Raw genomic sequence first — 19,612 nt, forward strand, 5'->3', positions numbered from 1 at the left:
GCCGGTTCTGGGCAGCATGGACACATGTCGCTCGATCAGGGAGACCTCATGTCCGTCGCGGTACTCGGCGCGACCGGTGGCCAGGGCGGCGCGGTGGCCACCGCCCTGCTGGAGTCGGGACGCGCCGTGCGCGCGGTGGTGCGCGATCCCGGCAGCGGACGGGCCAGGGCCTTGGCGGCGGCCGGGGCGGAGGTCGTGCCGGGGGATCTGTTCGACGCGGCCACGCTCGCTGATGCGTTCCGGGGCACCACCGCCGCGTTCGCCGTCACCACCCCGTTCCAGGACGGCCTGGACGCCGAGGTCGCCCAGGGCGCGGCGATCGTGCGGGCCGCCGCGGACGCCGCTCTGCCGCATCTGGTGATGGCCTCCGTCGCCAGTGCGAACCGCGACACGGGTGTCCCGCACTTCGAGACCAAGGCCAGGACCGAGAAGCTGCTGGCCGCCTCGGGGCTGCCGGCGACGGTGGTGGCGCCGGCCTACTTCTACGACAACGCACTGGGTGCTGTGGACGAGGTGGCCGCCGGTCGGCTCACCATGCCGGTTCCCGGCGACACCTCCATCCAGCAGGTGGCGCGGCAGGATCTGGGCCGTGTCGTGGCCGCGGTCGTCGCCGATCCGGACCGCTGGATCGGGCAGCGGATCGAGGTGGCGGGCGACGATCCCACACCGGTCCGGATGGCTGCGGAGATCGGGCGGGCCGCAGGTGGCACGGTCGCGTTCCGGCAGTCTTCGCTGGAGGACCTCCGCACCGCGAACCCCGATATGTTTGCCATGTACAGCTTCTTCGTGGACAGCGGTTACCAGGTGGACATGGCGGCGCTGCGGACGCAGTTCCCCGCTGTCCCCTGGACCTCCTACGCCGCGTGGGCGGACGCACAGGACTGGCCGAAGCCCGCCGTGTGACGCCCGCCCCGCGAACGGCCACCCCTACCAGGTGACGACGATCCGCCGCGGGCTGCGTGAAGTGGTGCCCAGGTGCCACTCGACCTCTTCGGCGGGCTCGGCCACACGCAGACCGGGGAAGCGGGCGGCGATCCGGTGCAGCGCGAGCTGGAGCTCCAGCCGGGCCAGCCAGGCCCCCAGGCAGTAGTGCGAGCCCGCCCCCAACGCCAGGGTGGGCGCCGCCAGGGGTGCGAAGAGGTCGTCGAACGGCCGGGGCGGAAACACGTCGGGATCGCGGTTGGCCGAGCCGCAGTCGGCGAGCACCACCGAACCCGCCGGGATCGTCACACCGCCGACCTCCGTGTCGATGGCGGCATGGCGCGCGGTCCCCCGGTCGTCGCCGAGCGGAATCAGATGCAGCAGTCGCTCCGCCAAAGCCCCGGCGGCCTCTTCGTCCGCCCCGAGACGCGGCCAGGCCTCCGGCCGTTCACCGAGCAGATAGAGCAGCGAATTGCCCAGCATCGTCATGGTGCTGTCATGGCCGCCGACGACCAACCCGCATACCAGGTCGACGAGTTGACCCTCCGGGATGCCGCCCTCCTCGTCGGCCGCCTTGACCAGCATGCTGGTCAGGTCCTCACCCGGTGTGCTGCGCCGCTCGGACAGCAGCTTCGCTCCGAAGACGGCGAACTCCGCCAGCGCGGAGGTCATTTCCTCCTCGGGATGGGAGCCGTCCGAGAAGGCGTACTGGCTCCAGTGGCGCAGCTGCTCCCGGGCATCGGTATCGAGCCCCATCAGTCTGCTGATCACCGCGACCGGGAGCGGCAGGGTGAAGCCGGCCACCAGGTCCACCGGACGATCGCCTTCCGCGAGTTCGTCCAGGCTCTGTTCGACGATCGTCTCGATCCAGGGCCGCCAGCGGGCGACTGCCCGCGGTGTGAAGGCACGCCGCATGGTGCGACGCAGGCGCAGATGGTCCTCGCCGTCCTGGTTGAAGATCAGGTCGAGGCTGCTCACCAGCCCGGATTCGCCCGACAGCGACGGCGCGTCCGGCGGGTGCAGCCGTGCGCGTCCGAATCGGCTGTCGGTCAGGACCTTGCGGACGTCGGCGTAGCGGCTCACCTGCCAGGCCCGTGTCCCATCGGGTAACTCGACGGGCCTGGGCGGGCCGGGCGGGTCGAACGTCAGACGGTGCAGCGGGGGCATCGGCGGGCCGGGGCGGACGTGGGCGTCGGCGGGGCAGGACATGGGACCTCCTGGCTTGCGTGGGTACGGCGGACTGCTGGGCGGGTACGGGCGGGATGCGGTGCTGCGGGGCCGGCGTCAGAGTTCGACCAGCACCTTGCCCCGGCTGGCTCCGGTGTCCTGGTAGAGGCTCCGATAGGCGTCGGGGATGTTCTCGAAGCCGTGGTGGAGGGTGTGTCCGCAGCGCACCTCGCCCCGCCGGATCAGGCCCCCGAGCTCGTCGTGGAGCGCGCGCCAGTTCTCGTCGGTGAACCATTCCAGCGAGAAGATGCCTCGCACGTGGGCGCGCGGGAACATGATGTACGGCAGCAGCCGCGGTCCCGTGACGTCACGGCCGACCTGGGTGGCCCACTGCCAGCACACGGCCACCTGGCTGTCGATGTTGAGCATGGAGAACACGGCGTCGGTGACGGGGCCGCCCAGATTGTCGAAGTACTTGTCGACGCCGTCCGGCGCGGCCCACAGGAGGGCTTCCCGTACGGCCTCGCGGTTGTCTCCGTGGCGGTAGACGACGACCGCGTCGAATCCCAGCTCGTCGAGGTAGTCCGCCTTCTCCGCCGTCGACGTGGTGCCCACGACCCGGGCACCCGCGAGCTTGGCCAGCTGGCCGACCAGTGAGCCGACGGATCCGGAGGCGCCGCTGACCACAACGGTGTCCCCCGGGCGGATCGACATGAACTTGGTCAGGGTGCCCCAGGCGGTCATGCCGGGGCCGCCCATGACGCTGAGCGCGGTGGGGAGCGGCAGCGCGTCGTCGTACCAGCGGGGGTCCAGACGGCGGTAGGCCGGGAAGACCATCGGGAACGTCCCGGTCTGCCAGGGGGTGGGCGCGCCGTTGCTCACGAGATGGGTGCGCCAGCCGCCGAATCCCTGCACCAGATCACCGGGGCGGTGGGCCGCCTCCGGACCCGCTTCCAGCACTTCCATGATCGAGTCGGCCCCCATGTGCGCACCGAGCGGGGTGTCCAGCGCGATGCCCTGGAGGTAGGGGTCCACCGATACGTAGCGCGTCCTCAGGAGCATCTCGTCCGGGGCCAGTTCGGTGTCGATCTCCTCCTCGACCTGTCCGTAGACCCTTTCGATGTCGGGGACGCCCTCGATGTGCTCGCGCACCACCCATTTCCTGGCCCTCATCCCGTTCCCTCTCTCTCGACGAGGGCCGGGCGGCCCTCTGCGACGGGCCGTGGCACCGGCCGCGGCCCCACCTCGATGACCCGGTGGGTCGGTGGCGGACCGCTCCGGTCGACGGACGCGGTGAACTCGCGGCCGTCGTCGCGGCAGATGAACTGCATGACGTGGCGGCCGGCCGCCGCCGCGCGGATCAGACCGCCCGTGGTGGCCCAGACTCCGGACTGGTAGAAATTCCGCAGTCCCGGCAGGCCGGGGCCGTGTTTCTTGACGAGCTTCTCCAGCGTTTCCCCGCTTTCCACGAACGGCTGCCAGCCGAGCACCGTGCCGTCGTAGTTGCCCGTGTACCGCACCTGGGTGAGCGGGCTGGACACATCGCGTACGGCGATGGCGTCCGAGATGCCGGGGTGCTGTCGCTCCAGAAACGCCACGAGTGTCTCGCGGGCCCGGCGCTTGGCCGCGTAGTAGCCGCGGCCGTGGCGGACCGGAAGCGTGTGGAGCTCCTTCCCGCCTCGGGTCCGGGTCGCCTGTTCCGGGCCCTCGTCCAGGGCGCGCCAGGGGGCGATGTCGCAGAAGTAGGTGACGTACGCGACGCTCGTCCCGGGCGGGGAGAGCTCCGGATAATGCCTGTTGCGGAACTGGACGTTGATGCTGGGGTGCCGGATGCCGGTCAGGCCGGCCGCTTCCGTCTCGTCGAGCAGATAGGTGGTGCAGGGGTCGGCGTCGGGGAATTCCCGGCGCAGGCCGAGGAAGAGTGTGAAGTATCCCGGGAACACCATGCCGGGCTGTTCGATGGTCCGGGTGTAGAGGCGGTGGTACGCCTCGTTGAGGTAGCGGCCCTTCAGCAGGTCCATCATCGTGGTGCGTCCGTCGCAGGCCGAGACGATGATGTCGGCACGCAGTTCACGCCCGTCGCTGAGCCGTACCCCGACCGCGCGGTCGTCCTCGACCAGTACTTCCTCGACCTTGGCGTTGTAGGTCACTTCGCCGCCGAGCCCGCGGTAGCGCCGCTCGATCGACTCGGCCAGTCCGAGCGATCCGCCTTCGGGGACGCCTGCGGAGAGATTGGCGTGCGAGGCGAGCTGGAAGTGGAACGGCAGTACGGGGAAGGCCGGGTGCTTCTCGTAGAGGATGAAGTTGAACGCCTCGCGCAGCAGAGGGTCCTTGAACCTGGCCGAGAAGTCGGTCATGAGTACGCCGATGGATTTGCGCACGACGTTGAAGTACGGGATGAAGGAGGCCAGCATCCGCCAGCGCTCCATCGGCGGCATCAGGCCGACCGGTCTGAGGAAGGGATAGACGGCGAGACATTTGCGGAAGGCGCGCAGTTGTCTGCAGAAGTCCCTGATCAGGGCGGAGTCGGCGGGCGAGAGCTCCGTGAGGTGGGCCTGGAGCCGGTCGGGGTCGGAGTAGAAGTAGACCGCCCGGCCGCATGTGCCGCGTACGACGTTGAACACATCGAAGTGCCTGACCTCCTTGCCCTGCAGCGCGCCGAGCTCCAGCCAGATCTGGTGCATCTCATTGCCGGGGCCGCTGCCCAGCAGCCAGCTGACGCAGGGGTCCAGCCTGAAGTCACCGCGGTCCCAGGCGGTGCAGCAGCCGCCGGGCAGTTCGTGCATCTCCAGGACTTGGGTCCGGTAGCCGTTCATCCGGGCGTAGCAGCCGGTGGAGAGACCGCCCAGCCCTGCGCCGATGATGATCATCGACTCTCGTTCGGTACGCGGCATGTCCCTGTTCTCCTCGGTGTTCATGTGCGGGTGTCACCACGCATGGACCACTTGTCGAGCTGGGGCAGCCGGCCCAGCTTCCCGGGGTGCCAGGGCTCGGTGCCCCGGCTCTCGGACGCCGTGAACCCGCGCCCCAGCTCGTCGCAGAGGTACTGGACGACGAACCGCCCGGTGGACGCGGCACGGATCAGTCCGCCCATGCCGACCCACTGCCCGGCCATGGAGAATCCGCGCAGGCCGGGCAGGCGCATACGGTCCTTGCCGACCAGCTTGGCCGCGATGTCGTCGGCCTCGGAGAACGCCTTCCAGGCCAGGATGGAACCGTCGTGGTTGCCGGTGTAGCGCCGGGTGGTCGCCGGGGACGCGACATCGACCAGCTCGATGCGCTCACCCACCCCCGGCAGTTGGCGCTCCAGGAATCCCCTGACGAAGTCGGCCACTTGGCGCTTCTTCTCGCGGTACTCCTTGCGGTCGGCGGCGCGCAGCTCCTTCCAGTACCCGAAGTCGCTGAAGTAGGTGCAGTGGACGACCGATCTGCCGGGCGGGGCGAATCCGTCCGAGTAGTCGGAGCGCAGCTGCACCACCACACTGCTCTGGAGCGCGCCGGGCAGTCGCGCGGCGTCCTCCGGGGCGAGCAGATATGTGGTGCTGTGGGGCCGGCCGGGGCCCAGCTCGCCCCGGATCCCGACGAAGGCGGAGACCACCGCGGGGAACAGGGTTCCGGGGCGGTGCAGCAGTTCGTCGTACAGCTTGTCGATCCGGGGTCCGGTGAACCGGCCCTCCAGAAGGCCGTGGATCGTGGTGTGGCCGTCGCAGGCCGAGACGACATGGTCGGCGTAGTACCGCCTGCCGTTGCGCAGTTCGATCCCGACGGCGCGCCCTTCCTCGACCAGGATCCGCTCGACGCGCGCCCGGTAGCTGATCCGGCCGCCCAGCGATGTGTAGCGCTCCTCGATCGACCGGGACAGGCCCAGCGAACCTCCTTGCGGGAAACCGGCATTGTTGTGGTGGGCGCCGGCCATGTTGAACAGGTACGGCAGGAGCGGGAAGCCTTCCGGGTCCTGGAAGAAGATGTTGCGGAACGCCCGGCGGAGCAGCGGGTCCTGGAACCGGTCGGCGAATGCGTGCATCGGCGTCGAGGCCGTGCGCCAGAACAGCCGGAACGCGGGCAGGACGGTGCGCAGCAACGCCGCTCTCTCGCGTACGGTCCGCAGGGCGGGGGCGGTCAGGAACGGGTACAGCTCGATGTCGATGAACCTGCGCAGATCCCGGCAGAACGAGCGGATCAGCCGGGCGTCGGCGGGCGAGAGTTCGAGCAGATGGCGTTCCAGCCGGTCGGGGTCGTTGTAGAAGGTCACGGAGCGGCCGGTCTCGTCGACGACCTGGTTGAACATCTCGAAGTTGGTGATGGTCTTGCCGTCGAGCGCCCCCAGTTCGCGCCAGACCTGGTTGGCTTCGTTGCCGGCGGCCGTGCCGATCAGCCACTCGATGCAGTAGTCGAAGACGTAGCCGTCGCGCGACCAGGCCGTGCAGCAGCCGCCGGGCAGTACGTGCTTCTCGAAGATGCGGGAGCGCATCCCGTTCATCTGCGCGTAGCACCCGGTGGACATTCCCGCGACGCCGGCGCCGATGACGATGACCCGGGGGGCGCCGTCCCCCGCCCGGTCACGGGTGCTCCACTCGTCCTCCGCCTCATCGGGCATCGGCGCCGCCCTCCTGGAGGATGCCGCGTACCAGCTCTGCGTTGCGGGCCGCGTGCTTGGGGTCGAGCATGTCGGCGTGGATCCCGGAGCCGCGCAGCACGGAGGTGGCCGTGATCGAGCTACCGTGCCAGGTGCCGCGTGCGTCGGCGGCGTAGAGGGCCGTCTTCTCCTGGTCGGTGACCACACTGACGGTCGCGGACACCGTTCCGAGGTTCGGTGTGCGTCCGCAGAAGGCCAGGTACTCCGCCGCGTGGTCCAGCGTTTCACGGGCGACGGCGTCCGATCCGGTGTGCTTGCGCAGGTGTTCGGCCAGTTCCGCCTCGAAGAACTCGATGTGTTCGGGACCGGGTACGTACGGTTCGAGGATGCGGTGCGAGTCCAGCACGATCACATGGGCGACCTCGCGTCCCCGGCCCTCGAGTTCCTTGGCCACCTCGAAGGCGAGGTTGCCGCCGAGCGAGTAGCCGAGCAGCAGGCATCTCCCCTCGGGCCGGTGGGTCTCGACGAGGTCGGCGTACTGGGCCACCTTGTCCGCGCCGGGGACGTAGTTGAAGGCGATCAGCCGGTAATCGGGCAGTCTGGCGGCGAACTCCCGGTAGACGAGTCCGTGGCCGCCCGCCGGCGGGAAGCAGAACACGGTCCGCTCCTGATCGCTGTTGAAGCTGAGGCAGGGCACGTCGTCGAAGTCCGAGCCGGTGGCGATGTGCTCCAGCGACGCTGCCATCCCGTGCAGGGTCGTCACCCGGTACAGCAGGCTGACGGGGATGCCGACGCCGTACTCCTTGCGCAGCCGGTGGATCAGCTCGATCAGTTTGATGGAGCTGCCGCCGACTTCGAAGAACTCATGTGTCAGGCCGACCCGCTCCAGTCCCAGCAGTTCCTTCCAGTGCCGGGCCATGCTCACTTCGAAGGGTGTGCGCGGCTTCTCCTCGGGCTCGTCGTCCGCGTCGAACCGGGGCGCCGGCAGGGCGGCGTGGTCGACCTTGCCGTTGGCGGTCAGCGGCAGTTCCGGCAGGGTGACGAAGTGTGCCGGAACCATGTACGCGGGCAGCCGGTCGGCAAGGTGCCGGCGCAGCGCGCGCCGGTCCGGTGCCGCTCCTTCGTCCGGTACGCAGTAGGCGCAGAGGACGTCCTCACCCCGGGCGTCGGGGCGCACCGTGACGACCGCGCGGACCAGGCCGGGCCACTGGGCGAGGTGTGCCTCGATCTCGCCGAGCTCGATCCGGTGACCCCGGAGCTTGATCTGGCCGTCGACCCGGCCGAGCAGATGGACCTGCCCGTCCGCGTCCCAGCACGCCGCGTCCCCGCTGCGGTAGAGGCGTACGGGGCTCGCGCCCGGCTCCCGGCTCAGGGTCCGGGTGACGAAGCGCTGCTCCGTCAGCTCGGGGTCGCCGGCGTAGCCGAGGGCGACGCCGTCGCCGCCGATCCACAGCTCGCCGGGCACCCCGGGCGGCACCGGTTCACCGTGCCGGTCGAGCACATGGAGTGTGCTGTTGCTCAGGGGCCGTCCGATCGGCACCGTCCGTCCGGGTTCCAGGTCGTCGACGGGTCCTTCGAAGCAGGCGCTGTCGATGGTTGCCTCGGTGACCCCGTAGGAGTTGATCAGACGGGTCCCCGGCCCGCACAGCTCGTGCAGCCTGCGGTACTCCCCGGCCTTCCACACATCGGATCCGACGACCAGCAGTCGCATGAAGTCCAGCCGCAGGTCCCGGCGTTCGCAGTGGTCCATGAGGCCGCGCACGACGGCCGGCACGAACTCCGCGCAGTCGACGCGCTCCTTGCGCATCGTGGTGTAGAGGCGCTCGGTGTCGAAGAGCAGATCGCGGTCGACCAGCACCAGGCTGCCGCCCGAGCACAGTGCGCGCACCACGTCTCCGGTGAAGACGTCGAACGACGGGGCGGCCATCTGGAGGTGCACCCGCACGTCGCGGTCCAGCCGGTACTCCTGGAGCCAGGCTCCGTACGCCGAGGCGAGGTTGCGGTGGCTGACCCGCACGGCCTTGGGGAGGCCGGTCGAGCCTGAGGTGTGGATCACGTACGCGGGCGTGTCGGGGCCGGCCGGGTCCTCGGCGCCGGAATCGGTCGCGCTCCAGTCGTCCGCCGCGGGCGCGGCCTCGTGCAGCTCGCGCAGGGTCAGCGTCGGAACCGGGAGTCCCGCCAACCGGTCGCGGCAGGCGTCGTCCTCGGTGACGACGAGGGTGGCACCCGCGGCCCGTACGGTGTGGGCAACGCGGTCGGCCGGGTGGTCGGCCGGGACCGGGAGGTAGGCGCCGCCGGCCTTGAGGACCGCGAGCAGCGCGACGACGAGCTCGGGCGACTTGTCCAGGCAGAGCGCCACCACCGAGCCGGCGCCGGCCCCGACGCCCCGCAGCCGCCGGGCCAGCTCCCCGGACCTGCGGTCCAGTTCCCCGTACGTCATCCGGTGGGCCGCCCCGTGGGGCGTCGGGGCCGTGACGGCCACCGCGTCCGGGCAGTGGGCGGCGGCCTCACTGATCAGCCGGTGCACCGGCCGGAAGGCGTCCGCCTCACCGGCTCCCGTCCCCGGGGGCAGCGCGGTGCGCCCGGCGCTGCTCCATTCGCCGACCAGCAGCTCGCGCTCCCGGGCGTCCAGCATCTCCAGCCGGGAGGTGGGCAGGTCGGCCGGAGCCCGGGTCATGCTGTCGAGCAGTGCGGTGTAGTGCGATGCCATCCGCCGCATGGTCTCCGGCAGGAACAGGTCGGTGTTGTACTTCAGGACGCAGTGGAAGCGGCGCTCCGCCTCGTCCTCGTAGACGGACAGCGTCACATCGAACTGGCCTTCCTCCTCGGGGAGTTCGATGTACTGGAGCCGGTAGCCGTACTTCTCGGTGGCGACCTTGTGGGTGAGCAGGATGAACATGGCCTGGAACACCGCGGAGCGGCTGGGGTCGTGCTGCAGCCCCAGCTCGTCGACCAGCAGGACGAACGGGTACTCCTGATTGTCCAGGCCGCCCAGCACGGTCGTACGGACCTGCTGCAGCAGCCGGGCGACCGGGGGATCGCCGGACAGGTCCGCGTGGAGCGGGAGCGGGTTGACGAAGTAGCCGTAGACGGAGGCGAATTCCTGCTCGGTCCGGCCGGTCACAGGGCTGCCCACGATGACCTGGTCCTGGCCGGAGTAGCGCTGCAGCAGCAGGTAGTAGGCGCTGAGCAGCACCATGAACGGGGTCACGTCGTGCTCGCGGGCCAGGGTGTGCACCCGGGCGGTGAGCTCGGTGTCCAGTACGAAGAACTCCGACGCTCCGTTGTGCGTCTGCACGGCGGGACGGGGCTTGTCGACCGGCAGTTCCAGGGTCGGGACCTCGGCCGGCAGGTGCGAGCGCCAGTAGTCGAGCATGCGCGGCGCGGCGGGTCCGGCCAGGAAGCGGTTCTGCGCGTTGAGGAAGTCCAGGTAGCGGGCGGTGACGGGCGGCAGCGAGGGGGCGTGCCCCTGGCGCAACCCCTCGTACACCGCGAGGAGCTCCTCGATGAAGGTGAACGTGGAGATCGCGTCGGAGACGATGTGGTGCACCGCCTTCATGATCACCCAGCGGTCGTCGGCGCGCTTGAAGAGACGGAAGCGGAAGAGCGGATCGCGCTCCAGGTCGTACGGCCTGCGATACTCCGCGACGATCGTGCTGTGGATGTCCTCCCACTCCTGGTCCTGCACGTCGAACAGCGCGACGTCCGCGCTCGCCTCCGGCGACACCTGCTGCATGGGGACGCCGTCCACCGTGAGGAAGTTGGTCCGCAGCGCGGGGTGGCGCGCCACCATGCAGCGGACGGCCTCGAACATGAGGTCGGGGTCGAGTTCGACCCGGACCTCGACCGCGCCGCCGATGTTGTACGCGTAGCCCTCGGGGTTGAGCTGCCTGAGGAACCACAGGGCCTTCTGGTTCTGCGTCAGCGGGTGGCGGAGTTCGTCCTCGAACACCTCCACCGCGGCCGTGTCGGCTCCTCCGGCCTGGTGGGCGACCAGCTCGGCCAGAGCGTCGTGGAGTTGGGTGATCAGCTCGACGACGGGAGTTCCGCTGAGCAGGGCCACCACGGGCGGGGCGACGCCGAGCTCGGAGCTGATCCGGGCGCGCAGCTCCATCGCCAGGAGCGAGTCGAGCCCCAGCGCGTTGAGCCCCGCCTCCGGGTCGATCCGGTCGGGGCCCGTCCGCAGCACCGCAGCGGTCAGCGCGATGAAACGCCCGGTCACCAGGGACAGGCGTTCCGCCGGGTCCGCGTCGCGGAAGGTGTCGAGGACGCCCTCGCCCGGCCCGGTGACCGTACCGGCTGGGGCTGCCTCCGCCAGATCGGCGACCAGTGAGGGCGGTGAGGCGTACCAGGCGAGGAACACCGGCCAGTCGACGACCGTGGCGACGAGCAGCTGGGCGCGGTCCTGGCCGATGACGCGTTCCAGCACGGCCATGCCGACGTCGGGGGCGAGCGAGCTCATCCCGCGGTTGTGGAGGTAGTGGTCGACGAGCCCCAGCTCTTCGATCATGCCGGTGGCCCACGGGCCCCAGTCCACGCTCAGCCCCGGCTGCCCGAGTGCCCGGCGGTGGTGGGCCAGCGCGTCCAGGAAGGCGTTGCCCGCGGCGTAGTTGGTCTGGCCCGCCGTGGTCAGCAGAGAGGCGATCGAGGCGAACAGCACGAAGTGGTCCAGCGGTTCGTCCCGAAGGTGGCGGTGCAGCAGGTAGGCACCGACGGCCTTGGGGTCGTGGGCCTCGGCGAACGTCCGGCGGTCCATGTCCTCGACGAGCGTGTCGCGGACCTGGCCGGCGAGATGGAACACGCCGCGGACCGGGAGCGGGTCGGTGCGCCGGTGGGCATCCAGCCAGGACGTGAACGCGGCTTCGTCGGTGATGTCGAGCGGTGCCAGGACGACCCGCGCCCCGAGCGCCTCCAGCTCCTTGACGAAGGCGGTGGCACGGCCTTCGACGGTGCCGGGGTCCAGGGCCCGCCAGGTGGAGCGCTCCGGCAGGACGGTGCGTCCGACCAGGATCAGACTGCGCGCCCCACGTCGGACAAGGGTCCGGCAGAGCAGGCGGCCGAGCGCTCCGAAAGCGCCGGTGACCAGGTAGTTCCCGTCGGTGCGCAGTCGCAGCGGAAGGGGGTGCGTCAGCTGTTCGGCCTGCCGGATCCGGCTGGTGAGGCGGCCCGCGCCGCGCAGCGCGATCTCCTCCTCGTCGTCGGTCAGGAGCTCACGCAGAAGCGCCCGGGCCTCGACCTGACGTGCGTCGTCGCACTGCGCGCCGGGGTCCAGGTCGATCAGTTTGCCGGGGTGGGAGAGCAGCTCCTGGTGCCGGAGCACCCGCCCGACTCCCCACGCGGGCGCGCCCAGCGGCTCGACGGTCTCGCCGGGCTCGACGCTCTGGGCGCCGCGGGTCACGATGTGCAGCCGGCCGGCCGTCTCGCGGCGCAGCAGCGTCCGGGCGAGCGCGATCAGCGAGTACGCCCCTGTGCCGCTGTGCCGTACGAGGTCCTGCGGTGAGGCCTCGGCGAGGTGGGGCAGGTCGAGGTTCCACAGATGCACGACGTGGCCGACGGCTCCCCCGCCGCCGTCTTCGCCTTCGCTCTCTTCGCCCAGGTCGGCGAAGATCCGCTCCAGATCCGTGACGGACCCAGGGACGACCGTGAACTCGCTGCCTTCACCACTTCTTCGGTACGTGTCACCCGGGCGTACGAGGTGGCAGCGCTCGCCGCGCGCGGCGAGCAGGTCGCTCAGGGCGTCGCCGACGCCCTGGCGGTCGGCGAACACCAGCCAGTCGCCGCCGGTGGACACGGAGCCGTCGCCGGGGCCGGCTCCGTCCCCTGCCGCTTCCTCGGCGGACTCGAAGGAGCTGTCGACCCAGACGGTCTCGGCGAGCCAGGAATCGATCGTGCCGAGACCGACCGCGGTGGACGCCTTCTCCACGTCGGCTGCGCGGAAGCCGTGGATGCCGCCGAGGGGCTCGCCGCTCTCCGCGTAGAGGGCCATGTCCCCGACGAGCTCGTCCGCGTCGCCGCGGGTCACCGTCGCGTGCACCCAGATCGGCCGGTCCCCCACCGGGGCGAGGCGCAGTTCGTCGATCGACAGGGGAAGGCGGATCCCGGTCGTCTGCCGGTCCGGTTCGCCCGCACCTTCGGCTCCGGTGTCGGGCAGCTGCGTCGTCAGCAGCGACTGGAAGCAGGCATCGAGCAGCACGGGGTGGATGTGGTGTCCGGCCGCGTCGTCACCGATCACAGTGGGCGGACGGAGCCGGGCGAGGACCTCTCCGGAACCGATCCACACCTCTTCGATGGCCCGGAACGCCGGCCCGTAGTGGTAGCCCAGGTCGGCGAGTGCCGCATAGCAGTCCTCGCCGCCCAGCCGGCGCCGGGTGCGCGCCCGGAGTGCTTCGGTGTCGGCGGGGGGTCCGGCCGGGCGCGGCTGCCCCGAGCGCACGACGCCGCTCGCATGCACCGACCGGCCGCTCTCGTCCTGACTCGCCGACGCGATCGTGAACGCGGCGTTCTGCGAGGAGAGGGTCAGACGCACGGCCCGGTCCTCGCCCTCGGGCAGGAACAGTGCCTTGCGGAACTCGATGTCCGTGAGTACGACATGGGTGCCGCCGGTCAGGGCGCGGACCGCCTGCGTGGCCATCTCCAGGTAGCCCGCCGCTGGGAAGACCACCGTGGACTGGATGCGGTGGTCTTCGAGGTAGGGAAGCCGCTCGGTGTCCAGCGTGGCGTGCCAGGTCGGCTCGGTGTCCTCGGTGCGGCGGCCCAGCAGAGGATGGTCGGCGCGGCCGAGACGGACCTGGGCGACGGGCGCCGGCTCCGTCCAGTAGCGGTCGCGTCGCCAGGGGTAGCGGGGCAGGACCACAGGTCTGCCCGCCGGGTGCAGGGTGTCCCAGTCGATGGATACGCCGAGGTTGTGCAGCTCCGCCAGCGAGGCTGCGAAGCGCTCCGGTTCGTTCTCCTGGCGGCGGATCGACGGAAGGGTCCGTGCGGCCGTCCCCCGGCTTTCGAGGCACTCGCGGATGGAGTGGCCGAGCACCGGATGCGGGCCGATCTCCAGGAAGAGTCCGTACCCGTCGTCGGCGAGCCGGTCGACGGCGGAGCGGAAGCGAACCCGGTGGCGGACGTTCTTCCACCAGTAGGCCGCGTCCAGTTCGCTGCCGTGGGCCGTTCCTTCCTGCCCGGTCAGGTACACCGGAACCTTGGCCGCGCGGGGGTCGAGTCCGTCCAGCGAGGTCAGCAGTTCGTCCTTGATCGACTCCATGCCTGCGCTGTGGTACGGGACCTGCACCGTGAGGAACTTGTTGAAGACCTGCTCGGCACGCAGCCCGTCCGCGAGTTCGGCCAGCGCGTCGCGGTCGCCGGCCAGGGTGACCGCCGAGGGACTGTTGACCGCGGCCACGGACACCCGGTCCCCGAACGCCGCCACCCGGTACTGCGCCTCCTCCTCGGGCAGGCTCACGGCGAGCATGGTGCCGGTGCCGGTGAGTTTCTGCTGGAGCCGGCTGCGGTGCACCACCACCTTCACCGCGTCCTCCAGGGTGTAGACCCCGGCCTCGTAGAAGGCGGCGACCTCCCCCGTGCTGTGACCGACCACGGCGTCGGGCCGCACGCCGTACTGGCGCCACATGGCCGCGAGTCCCACCTGGACGGCGAAGTTGGCCGGTTGTGCGAGCCATGTCTCGCCCATGCGCGATCCGGCTTCGTCGGCCTTCATCTCCTCGATGAGGGACCAGCCCGCGATCGAGCGGATGGCCCGGTCGCAGCGGGTGACCGCGTCCCGGAACACCTCGTCGCCCTCCAGCAGCTGGCGGCCCATCCCCCACCACTGCGGCCCCATGCCGGTGAAGACCCAGACCAGGCCGCGCTGTTCGGCTTCGAGCTGCCTGCCGTGAACGACCCCGGGGTGCGGCTCGCCGTGCAGGAAGGCGGCGAGTGCCTCGTCCAGTCCGGCCCGTGAGGAGTACACGATGGAGAGCCGCGACTCCAGGTGCTGACGGCGGTGGGCCAGTGTGTGGCCCAGGTCGGGAAGAGACACCCCGGGCCCGTCCACGCCTGCCAGCTCGCGGCGGATGCCGGCCGCCACCTCCGGCAGGGCTTCCGGGGCACGGGCGGTCAACGGGAGGAGATTCCAGGCCCGTTCACCGGGCGCGGCCGGGGGTGCGCCCCTCTCCGGTGCCTGTTCCAGCACGACGTGCGCGTTGGTGCCGCCGAATCCGAACGAGTTCACCCCGGCCCGTGCGGGTCCTTCGTGCTGGGGCCATGCCGTCGGCTCGGTCGGGATGCGGTACGGGGAGGAGCTCTGGTCGATGGCGGTGTTGAGCTGCTCCAGGTTGATGTGGGGCGGGATGAGGCGGTGCTTGAGGCAGAGCACGGCCTTGATCAGGCCGGCGATGCCGGCCGCCGATTCGGTGTGCCCGATGTTCGTCTTGACGGAGCCCACGTAGCAGGGCGCGTCCGGCCGGCGGCCTTCGGCCAGCGCCCGGCTGAGTGCGTTCGCCTCGATCGGGTCGCCGACGGGCGTGGAAGTGCCGTGCGCCTCCACGTACTGAAGGTCGCCGGGCGTGATGCCGGCTTCGCCGCAGACACGCCGGATGAGGGAGACCTGGGCGTCCGCGTTGGGCACGGTGATGCCGTTGGTCCGGCCGTCCTGGTTGACCCCCGCGCCGAGGATCACCGCGTGGATGGGGTCGCCGTCGCGCAGGGCGTCGTCCAGCCGTTTCAGCGCGACCAGGCCGACGCCCTCGGCGCGGACGTAGCCATTGGCGGTGGCGTCGAAGGCGCGTGAACGGCCGTCGGGCGAAAGGAATCCGCCCTTCGTCTCGGCGATGGTGTACTGCGGCGCCATGTGGAGCAGGACACCACCGGCCAGCGCGAGGTCGGTCTCCCGGTTGTTGAGACTCTGACAGGCGAGATGCACCGCCACCAGGGAGGAACTGCACGCGGTGTCGATCGACAGGCTCGGTCCGCGGAAGTCGAAGCAGTACGAGAGACGGTTCGAGACCATCGTCATCATGGTGCCGGTGGCGGTGTGGGCGGCGAGTGACGAGAAGCCCAGGTCGGAGAATTGCAGGATCTTGTAGTCCAGCGTGAACGCACCGACGAACACGGCGGTGTTGCTGCCGGCGAGCCCCGCGGGCCGCTGGCCACCGTCCTCCAGCGCCTCCCAGGCGACCTCCAGCAGTTTGCGCTGCTGAGGGTCCATGTGGTCGGCCTCGCGCGGGCTGATGCCGAAGAAGGCGGGGTCGAACTCGTCGAAGCCGTCGATGTATCCCCCGCGTCCGCCGATCAGGCGTCCGGGTTTCTCCTTGTGTCTGCTGCCGAGGCTGCCGACGTCGTAGCGATCGGCCGGTGTCGGTGTGATGCAGTCCTTGCCCTCCATGAGATTCTGCCAGTACGCGCGATGGTCCGACGCACCGCCGGGCAGTCGGCACCCGATGCCGATGATCGCTACTTTGTCGCTCACAGAGGCACTGTTCACGTCGGGCAAGGCTGTACTCCTAGAGTCGTGGCGCCGCGGCACGGCATATGGAAGGGCAGTTCAGGCAGAACCGGTCCCGGGCCCCTTCGCACGGCGCAAGGGGTGGAGAAGGCTGGAAACGATCTCCCCGGTACGAGGGAAGGACGCGGGGTCGCCCAGGCCGACCGCGACCGGTTCACGGCCGGGCCGCCAGGTGTAACTGCCGAAGAAGTGGTCCCAGATCGACAGGTCCGAGCCGTAGTGACCCGCCTCGGACAGTTCGGTGCTGTGGTGCAGACGGTGCTGCTCGGGGCTGGCGAGCACATGGTTGAGCCGGCCGATGCGCACGTCGATGTTGGCGTGGACGAAATAGCCCTGGGCAGCCACGAAAAGGCCCACGACGAGCACCGAGCCACGGGAGAAACCGACCAGGGCCAGAGCCAGCTGAACGGTTCCCTGCGCGAGCACGATATCGAGTACGTGGTTGACGCCGTTATTGGCGACGTTGACCTTTTCCGGCACATGGTGCACACCGTGCACGCGCCACAGTATCGCGTTGGTGTGACCGAGCCTGTGCACCAGATAACTGGCCAGTGAACCGGTCAACAGAGCTGCGGGTATTTCCGCCCAGAGATTGAGCGCCGGTTCGCTCGGCGACAGCATGGAGACGACCGCGGAGACCAGATATTGCGCAAAGGCACTGGCCACCATCGTCAGCAGAGAATAGATGCCGTACCAACGCCATTCACCGGCGTTCGGGTGCCAGGACCGCCGGTGCGGAATCAGGCGTTCGAGCGCCGTGAGATAGGAAATGACGCCGAGCAGGAAGAGCGGGCTCACACGGTCGGGGTCCCAGTCGAGACACAACGCCGCCGCGGCCACCGAAACCGTACCCGCCAGCAGGAACGGGTACGCCGATACGCGCACGACAGCGCGCGCGGAGGGCATCGGCGCCACCTCCCTCCGGACCCGACCGGAATTCACCTCCGGATCACTGCCGGGCAACGGCTCACAACTTTCCACTCAAGCACCTTCACGAAAGGAACCAGCACGGAAACGTGCACGGCAAAGCGCACGGACCGTGAAAGAGAAACTGATGAATAGCTGCGGACGCACAGGACCGGGGCGCCGGACGCCACCTGTCACGTGCGGGGGATGTGGGATGAAGTGTGGTGCGAGCCGTCTCGTGGGCCCCGCGGACCCCAGATGCCGTCACCGGGGGCCCGCTCTACTGATTTTTCCCTACTCGGCGACCTCAACCGTCGAATTCAAGCCGCGTCGCGATGCCCGGCGGCGGCCATGACAAGAATAGCGACTGACACCCGGACCACCCGGTCAACCGTGAATATGAATTACTAGTAATACCGACAAGTCTTTTCGATTCTTCCGGGCGCCGCTCCCCGAACAGCAGGGAACGACAAGGAACGCCCCGAGTCCGCCCCCGGGTGCTCAGGCCACCAGGGGCCGGTCCTGGGGTGCGATCGGGGCCGGGAGCACCGTGGAACCGCTCAGGAAGCGGTCCGTCGCGGCGGCGGCGGACCGCCCCTCCGCTATGGCCCACACCACCAGGGACTGGCCGCGCCCCGCGTCTCCGGCGATGAAGATCCCATCCGTCCGGGTGCGGGCCGCCCGCCCGGACGGCTCCGTCGTCTTTGCCCCGAAACCGGCGTTCCGGGCGAAGTTTCCCCGGTCGTCCAGTGTGAGTCCGAGCTGCCTCATCAGCCCCGTGCCGTGTTCGGGGCCGTAGAAGCCGAGGGCGATCAGTACCAGGTCCGCCGGGATGCTCCGCTCGGTCTCCGGGCGGGGGCTTCTGCCTTCGGGTTCCACTTCCGCGAGGTGCAGCGCCCGCACCTGCCCGGACCGGTCGCCCTCGAAGCGGAGGGTGGCCGAGGCGAAGACCCGCGGATCCGCGCCTTCCTGCCCCCGGGCCTCCTCGTGGGCATGGGATATCCGGTAGACCTTCGGATGGACGGGCCAGGGCTCGCTGTCCCGCCGGGTGTCGCCGGGCTCCGGGTTGATGTCCAACTGCACCACGGAGGCAGCCCCTTGGCGCAGCGCGGTCCCCATGCAGTCCGAGCCGGTGTCCCCTCCCCCGACGATCACCACATGCTTGCTCTCGGCGGTGACGGCGGGCGCTTCGCAGTCGCCCTCGGTGACGCGGTTGGCCAGGGTCAGATAGTCCATGGCCTGATGGATGCCGCACAGCTCACGGCCGGGGACGGGCAGTTCCCGTTGCCCTCGCGCGCCGACCGCGATCACGACCGCATCGTGCCGCTCGGTGAGCTCGGCGGCGTCGAGGTCGTGGCCGATGTCCACCCCGGTGCGGAATTTGGTGCCCTCCGCCCGCATCTGCTCGATGCGGCGGTCCAGATGGCGCTTCTCCATCTTGAACTCGGGGATGCCGTAGCGGAGCAGTCCGCCGATGCGGTCGGCGCGCTCGTAGACGGCGACGGTATGGCCGATTCTCGTGAGTTGCTGTGCCGCGGCCAGGCCCGCGGGACCGGAGCCGACGATGGCGACGGTCTTCCCGCTGAGCCGCTCGGGCGGCCGCGGTGAGGCGTACCCGCGTTCCCAGATCTGGTCGGCGATGGCCTGCTCGACATTCTTTATGGTCACCGGGTCCGCGTTGATGGTCAGCACACAGGCGTCCTCGCACGGTGCCGGGCACAGCCGGCCGGTGAACTCCGGGAAGTTGTTCGTCGCGTGCAACCGCTCGGCCGCGGCCCGCCAGTCGGCCCGTCTGGCGTACGTGTTCCACTCGGGGATGAGGTTTCCCAGCGGGCAGCCGCTGTGGCAGAACGGGATCCCGCAGTCCATGCAGCGCCCGGCCTGCTCGGACACGAGCGGGAGCCGCACCTGTCCCGCGTAGACCTCGTTCCAGTCGCGCAGCCGTTCCTGGACCGGCCGTGCCGGGACGGGCCGGCGGGGGAATTTGAGGAAGCCGTGCGGGTCCGTCATGGCAGCCTCCATCGCTCACTCGCGGTGTGCAGGCGTTTTTGCCAGCGTACGCCTGCTTTGTCGACCGGCCCAGCGTGCCGGTGGCACCCCTTCGGTCCGGCCGGAACGGTTACCGGCGGGTCGCGCGCACGGCGGCTTCCGCCGAGTCCGCCAGACCCTCGACGGTCGCCACCTCGCCGTCCAGCCAGCGGGACACCGCCCAGGGCCACGGGTAGCCGAAGTCCGGCTCCCCCACCCCCATCGGCACCGGGACGGCCAGCGGCAGGCGCGGGGCGAGCCGGGGCAGCCACACGGACTCCTTCCGGGCCTGCCCGATCGCCCCGGCGTGCCGGGGCGGCCGGACGGAGAGCCGCTCGCCGAGCCGGTGGATCACATGGTCCGAGCCGGACCGGTCGAGCGGCTTCAGCGGCAGCCCCGCCCACTGGGGGAACTGCGTGTCGACCAGACGCCGGACGAGTGCGGTGTCGATCGCGGGGTGGATGTCCACCGTTCGCTCGGTGGTCAAGGACGGCTCCTGCCTCCGGCCGGCTGCGTGCGGCGGG

At 70.2% G+C, this 19,612-nt stretch carries 8 protein-coding genes and 1 pseudogene; 1 reads left to right on the forward strand and 8 read right to left on the reverse strand.

Annotated elements, in window-relative coordinates; all coding sequences use genetic code 11:
* The first annotated feature begins 24 nt into the window (after positions 1-24).
* Positions 25-903 carry an NmrA family NAD(P)-binding protein gene (locus BT364_RS22100; protein ID WP_256260146.1) on the forward strand — a complete coding sequence of 293 codons (879 nt, stop codon included), beginning with the start codon at positions 25-27 and terminating at the stop codon, positions 901-903.
* A gap of 24 nt (positions 904-927) precedes the next feature.
* Here BT364_RS22100 and BT364_RS22105 read toward each other — a convergent pair whose 3' ends face one another.
* From BT364_RS22105 to BT364_RS22140, 8 genes and pseudogenes are all read right to left on the reverse strand, one after another.
* On the reverse strand, positions 928-2,130 hold the full coding sequence (locus tag BT364_RS22105) for a cytochrome P450 (RefSeq protein ID WP_072486957.1): 1,203 nt from the start codon (positions 2,128-2,130) through the stop codon (positions 928-930).
* Between the two features lie 75 nt (positions 2,131-2,205).
* Positions 2,206-3,261, reverse strand: coding sequence for an MDR family NADP-dependent oxidoreductase (locus tag BT364_RS22110; RefSeq protein ID WP_072486958.1), 1,056 nt, complete (start codon positions 3,259-3,261; stop codon positions 2,206-2,208).
* Positions 3,258-4,982, reverse strand: coding sequence for a phytoene desaturase family protein (locus tag BT364_RS22115; protein WP_256260148.1), 1,725 nt, complete (start codon positions 4,980-4,982; stop codon positions 3,258-3,260). Before BT364_RS22115 ends, BT364_RS22110 begins: the two co-directional genes overlap by 4 nt.
* Before the next feature lie 20 nt (positions 4,983-5,002).
* On the reverse strand, positions 5,003-6,685 hold the full coding sequence (locus BT364_RS22120; protein WP_072486960.1) for a phytoene desaturase family protein: 1,683 nt from the start codon (positions 6,683-6,685) through the stop codon (positions 5,003-5,005).
* The gene (locus BT364_RS22125) at positions 6,675-16,142 is read right to left on the reverse strand and encodes a non-ribosomal peptide synthetase/type I polyketide synthase (RefSeq protein ID WP_072486961.1); all 9,468 of its coding nucleotides are present in this window, start codon (positions 16,140-16,142) and stop codon (positions 6,675-6,677) included. The genes BT364_RS22120 and BT364_RS22125 overlap by 11 nt, the downstream gene beginning before the upstream one ends.
* 51 nt (positions 16,143-16,193) lie before the next feature.
* Positions 16,194-17,060: a sterol desaturase family protein gene (locus tag BT364_RS22130; RefSeq protein WP_072486962.1), complete on the reverse strand. Its 867-nt coding sequence runs from the start codon at positions 17,058-17,060 to the stop codon at positions 16,194-16,196.
* A 501-nt stretch (positions 17,061-17,561) separates the two neighbouring features.
* Positions 17,562-19,070 carry a glutamate synthase subunit beta gene (locus BT364_RS22135; protein ID WP_072486963.1) on the reverse strand — a complete coding sequence of 503 codons (1,509 nt, stop codon included), beginning with the start codon at positions 19,068-19,070 and terminating at the stop codon, positions 17,562-17,564.
* A 124-nt stretch (positions 19,071-19,194) separates the two neighbouring features.
* A pseudogene (locus BT364_RS22140) lies at positions 19,195-19,575 on the reverse strand (phosphotransferase); the annotation flags it as partial.
* Between the last annotated feature and the right edge of the window lie 37 nt (positions 19,576-19,612).

Source organism: Streptomyces atratus, assembly GCF_900119365.1.
Taxonomy (GTDB): Bacteria; Actinomycetota; Actinomycetes; order Streptomycetales; family Streptomycetaceae; genus Streptomyces; species Streptomyces atratus_B.

What these genes read in the sequence shown, in the direction of transcription:
- BT364_RS22130 (WP_072486962.1), bottom strand. Translation starts at nt 17,060, where the DNA reads ATGCCCTCCGCGCGCGCTGTCGTGCGCGTATCGGCGTACCCGTTCCTG.
- BT364_RS22100 (WP_256260146.1), top strand. Translation starts at nt 25, where the DNA reads ATGTCGCTCGATCAGGGAGACCTCATGTCCGTCGCGGTACTCGGCGCG.
- BT364_RS22105 (WP_072486957.1), bottom strand. Translation starts at nt 2,130, where the DNA reads ATGTCCTGCCCCGCCGACGCCCACGTCCGCCCCGGCCCGCCGATGCCC.
- BT364_RS22135 (WP_072486963.1), bottom strand. Translation starts at nt 19,070, where the DNA reads ATGACGGACCCGCACGGCTTCCTCAAATTCCCCCGCCGGCCCGTCCCG.
- BT364_RS22115 (WP_256260148.1), bottom strand. Translation starts at nt 4,982, where the DNA reads ATGCCGCGTACCGAACGAGAGTCGATGATCATCATCGGCGCAGGGCTG.
- BT364_RS22120 (WP_072486960.1), bottom strand. Translation starts at nt 6,685, where the DNA reads ATGCCCGATGAGGCGGAGGACGAGTGGAGCACCCGTGACCGGGCGGGG.
- BT364_RS22110 (WP_072486958.1), bottom strand. Translation starts at nt 3,261, where the DNA reads ATGAGGGCCAGGAAATGGGTGGTGCGCGAGCACATCGAGGGCGTCCCC.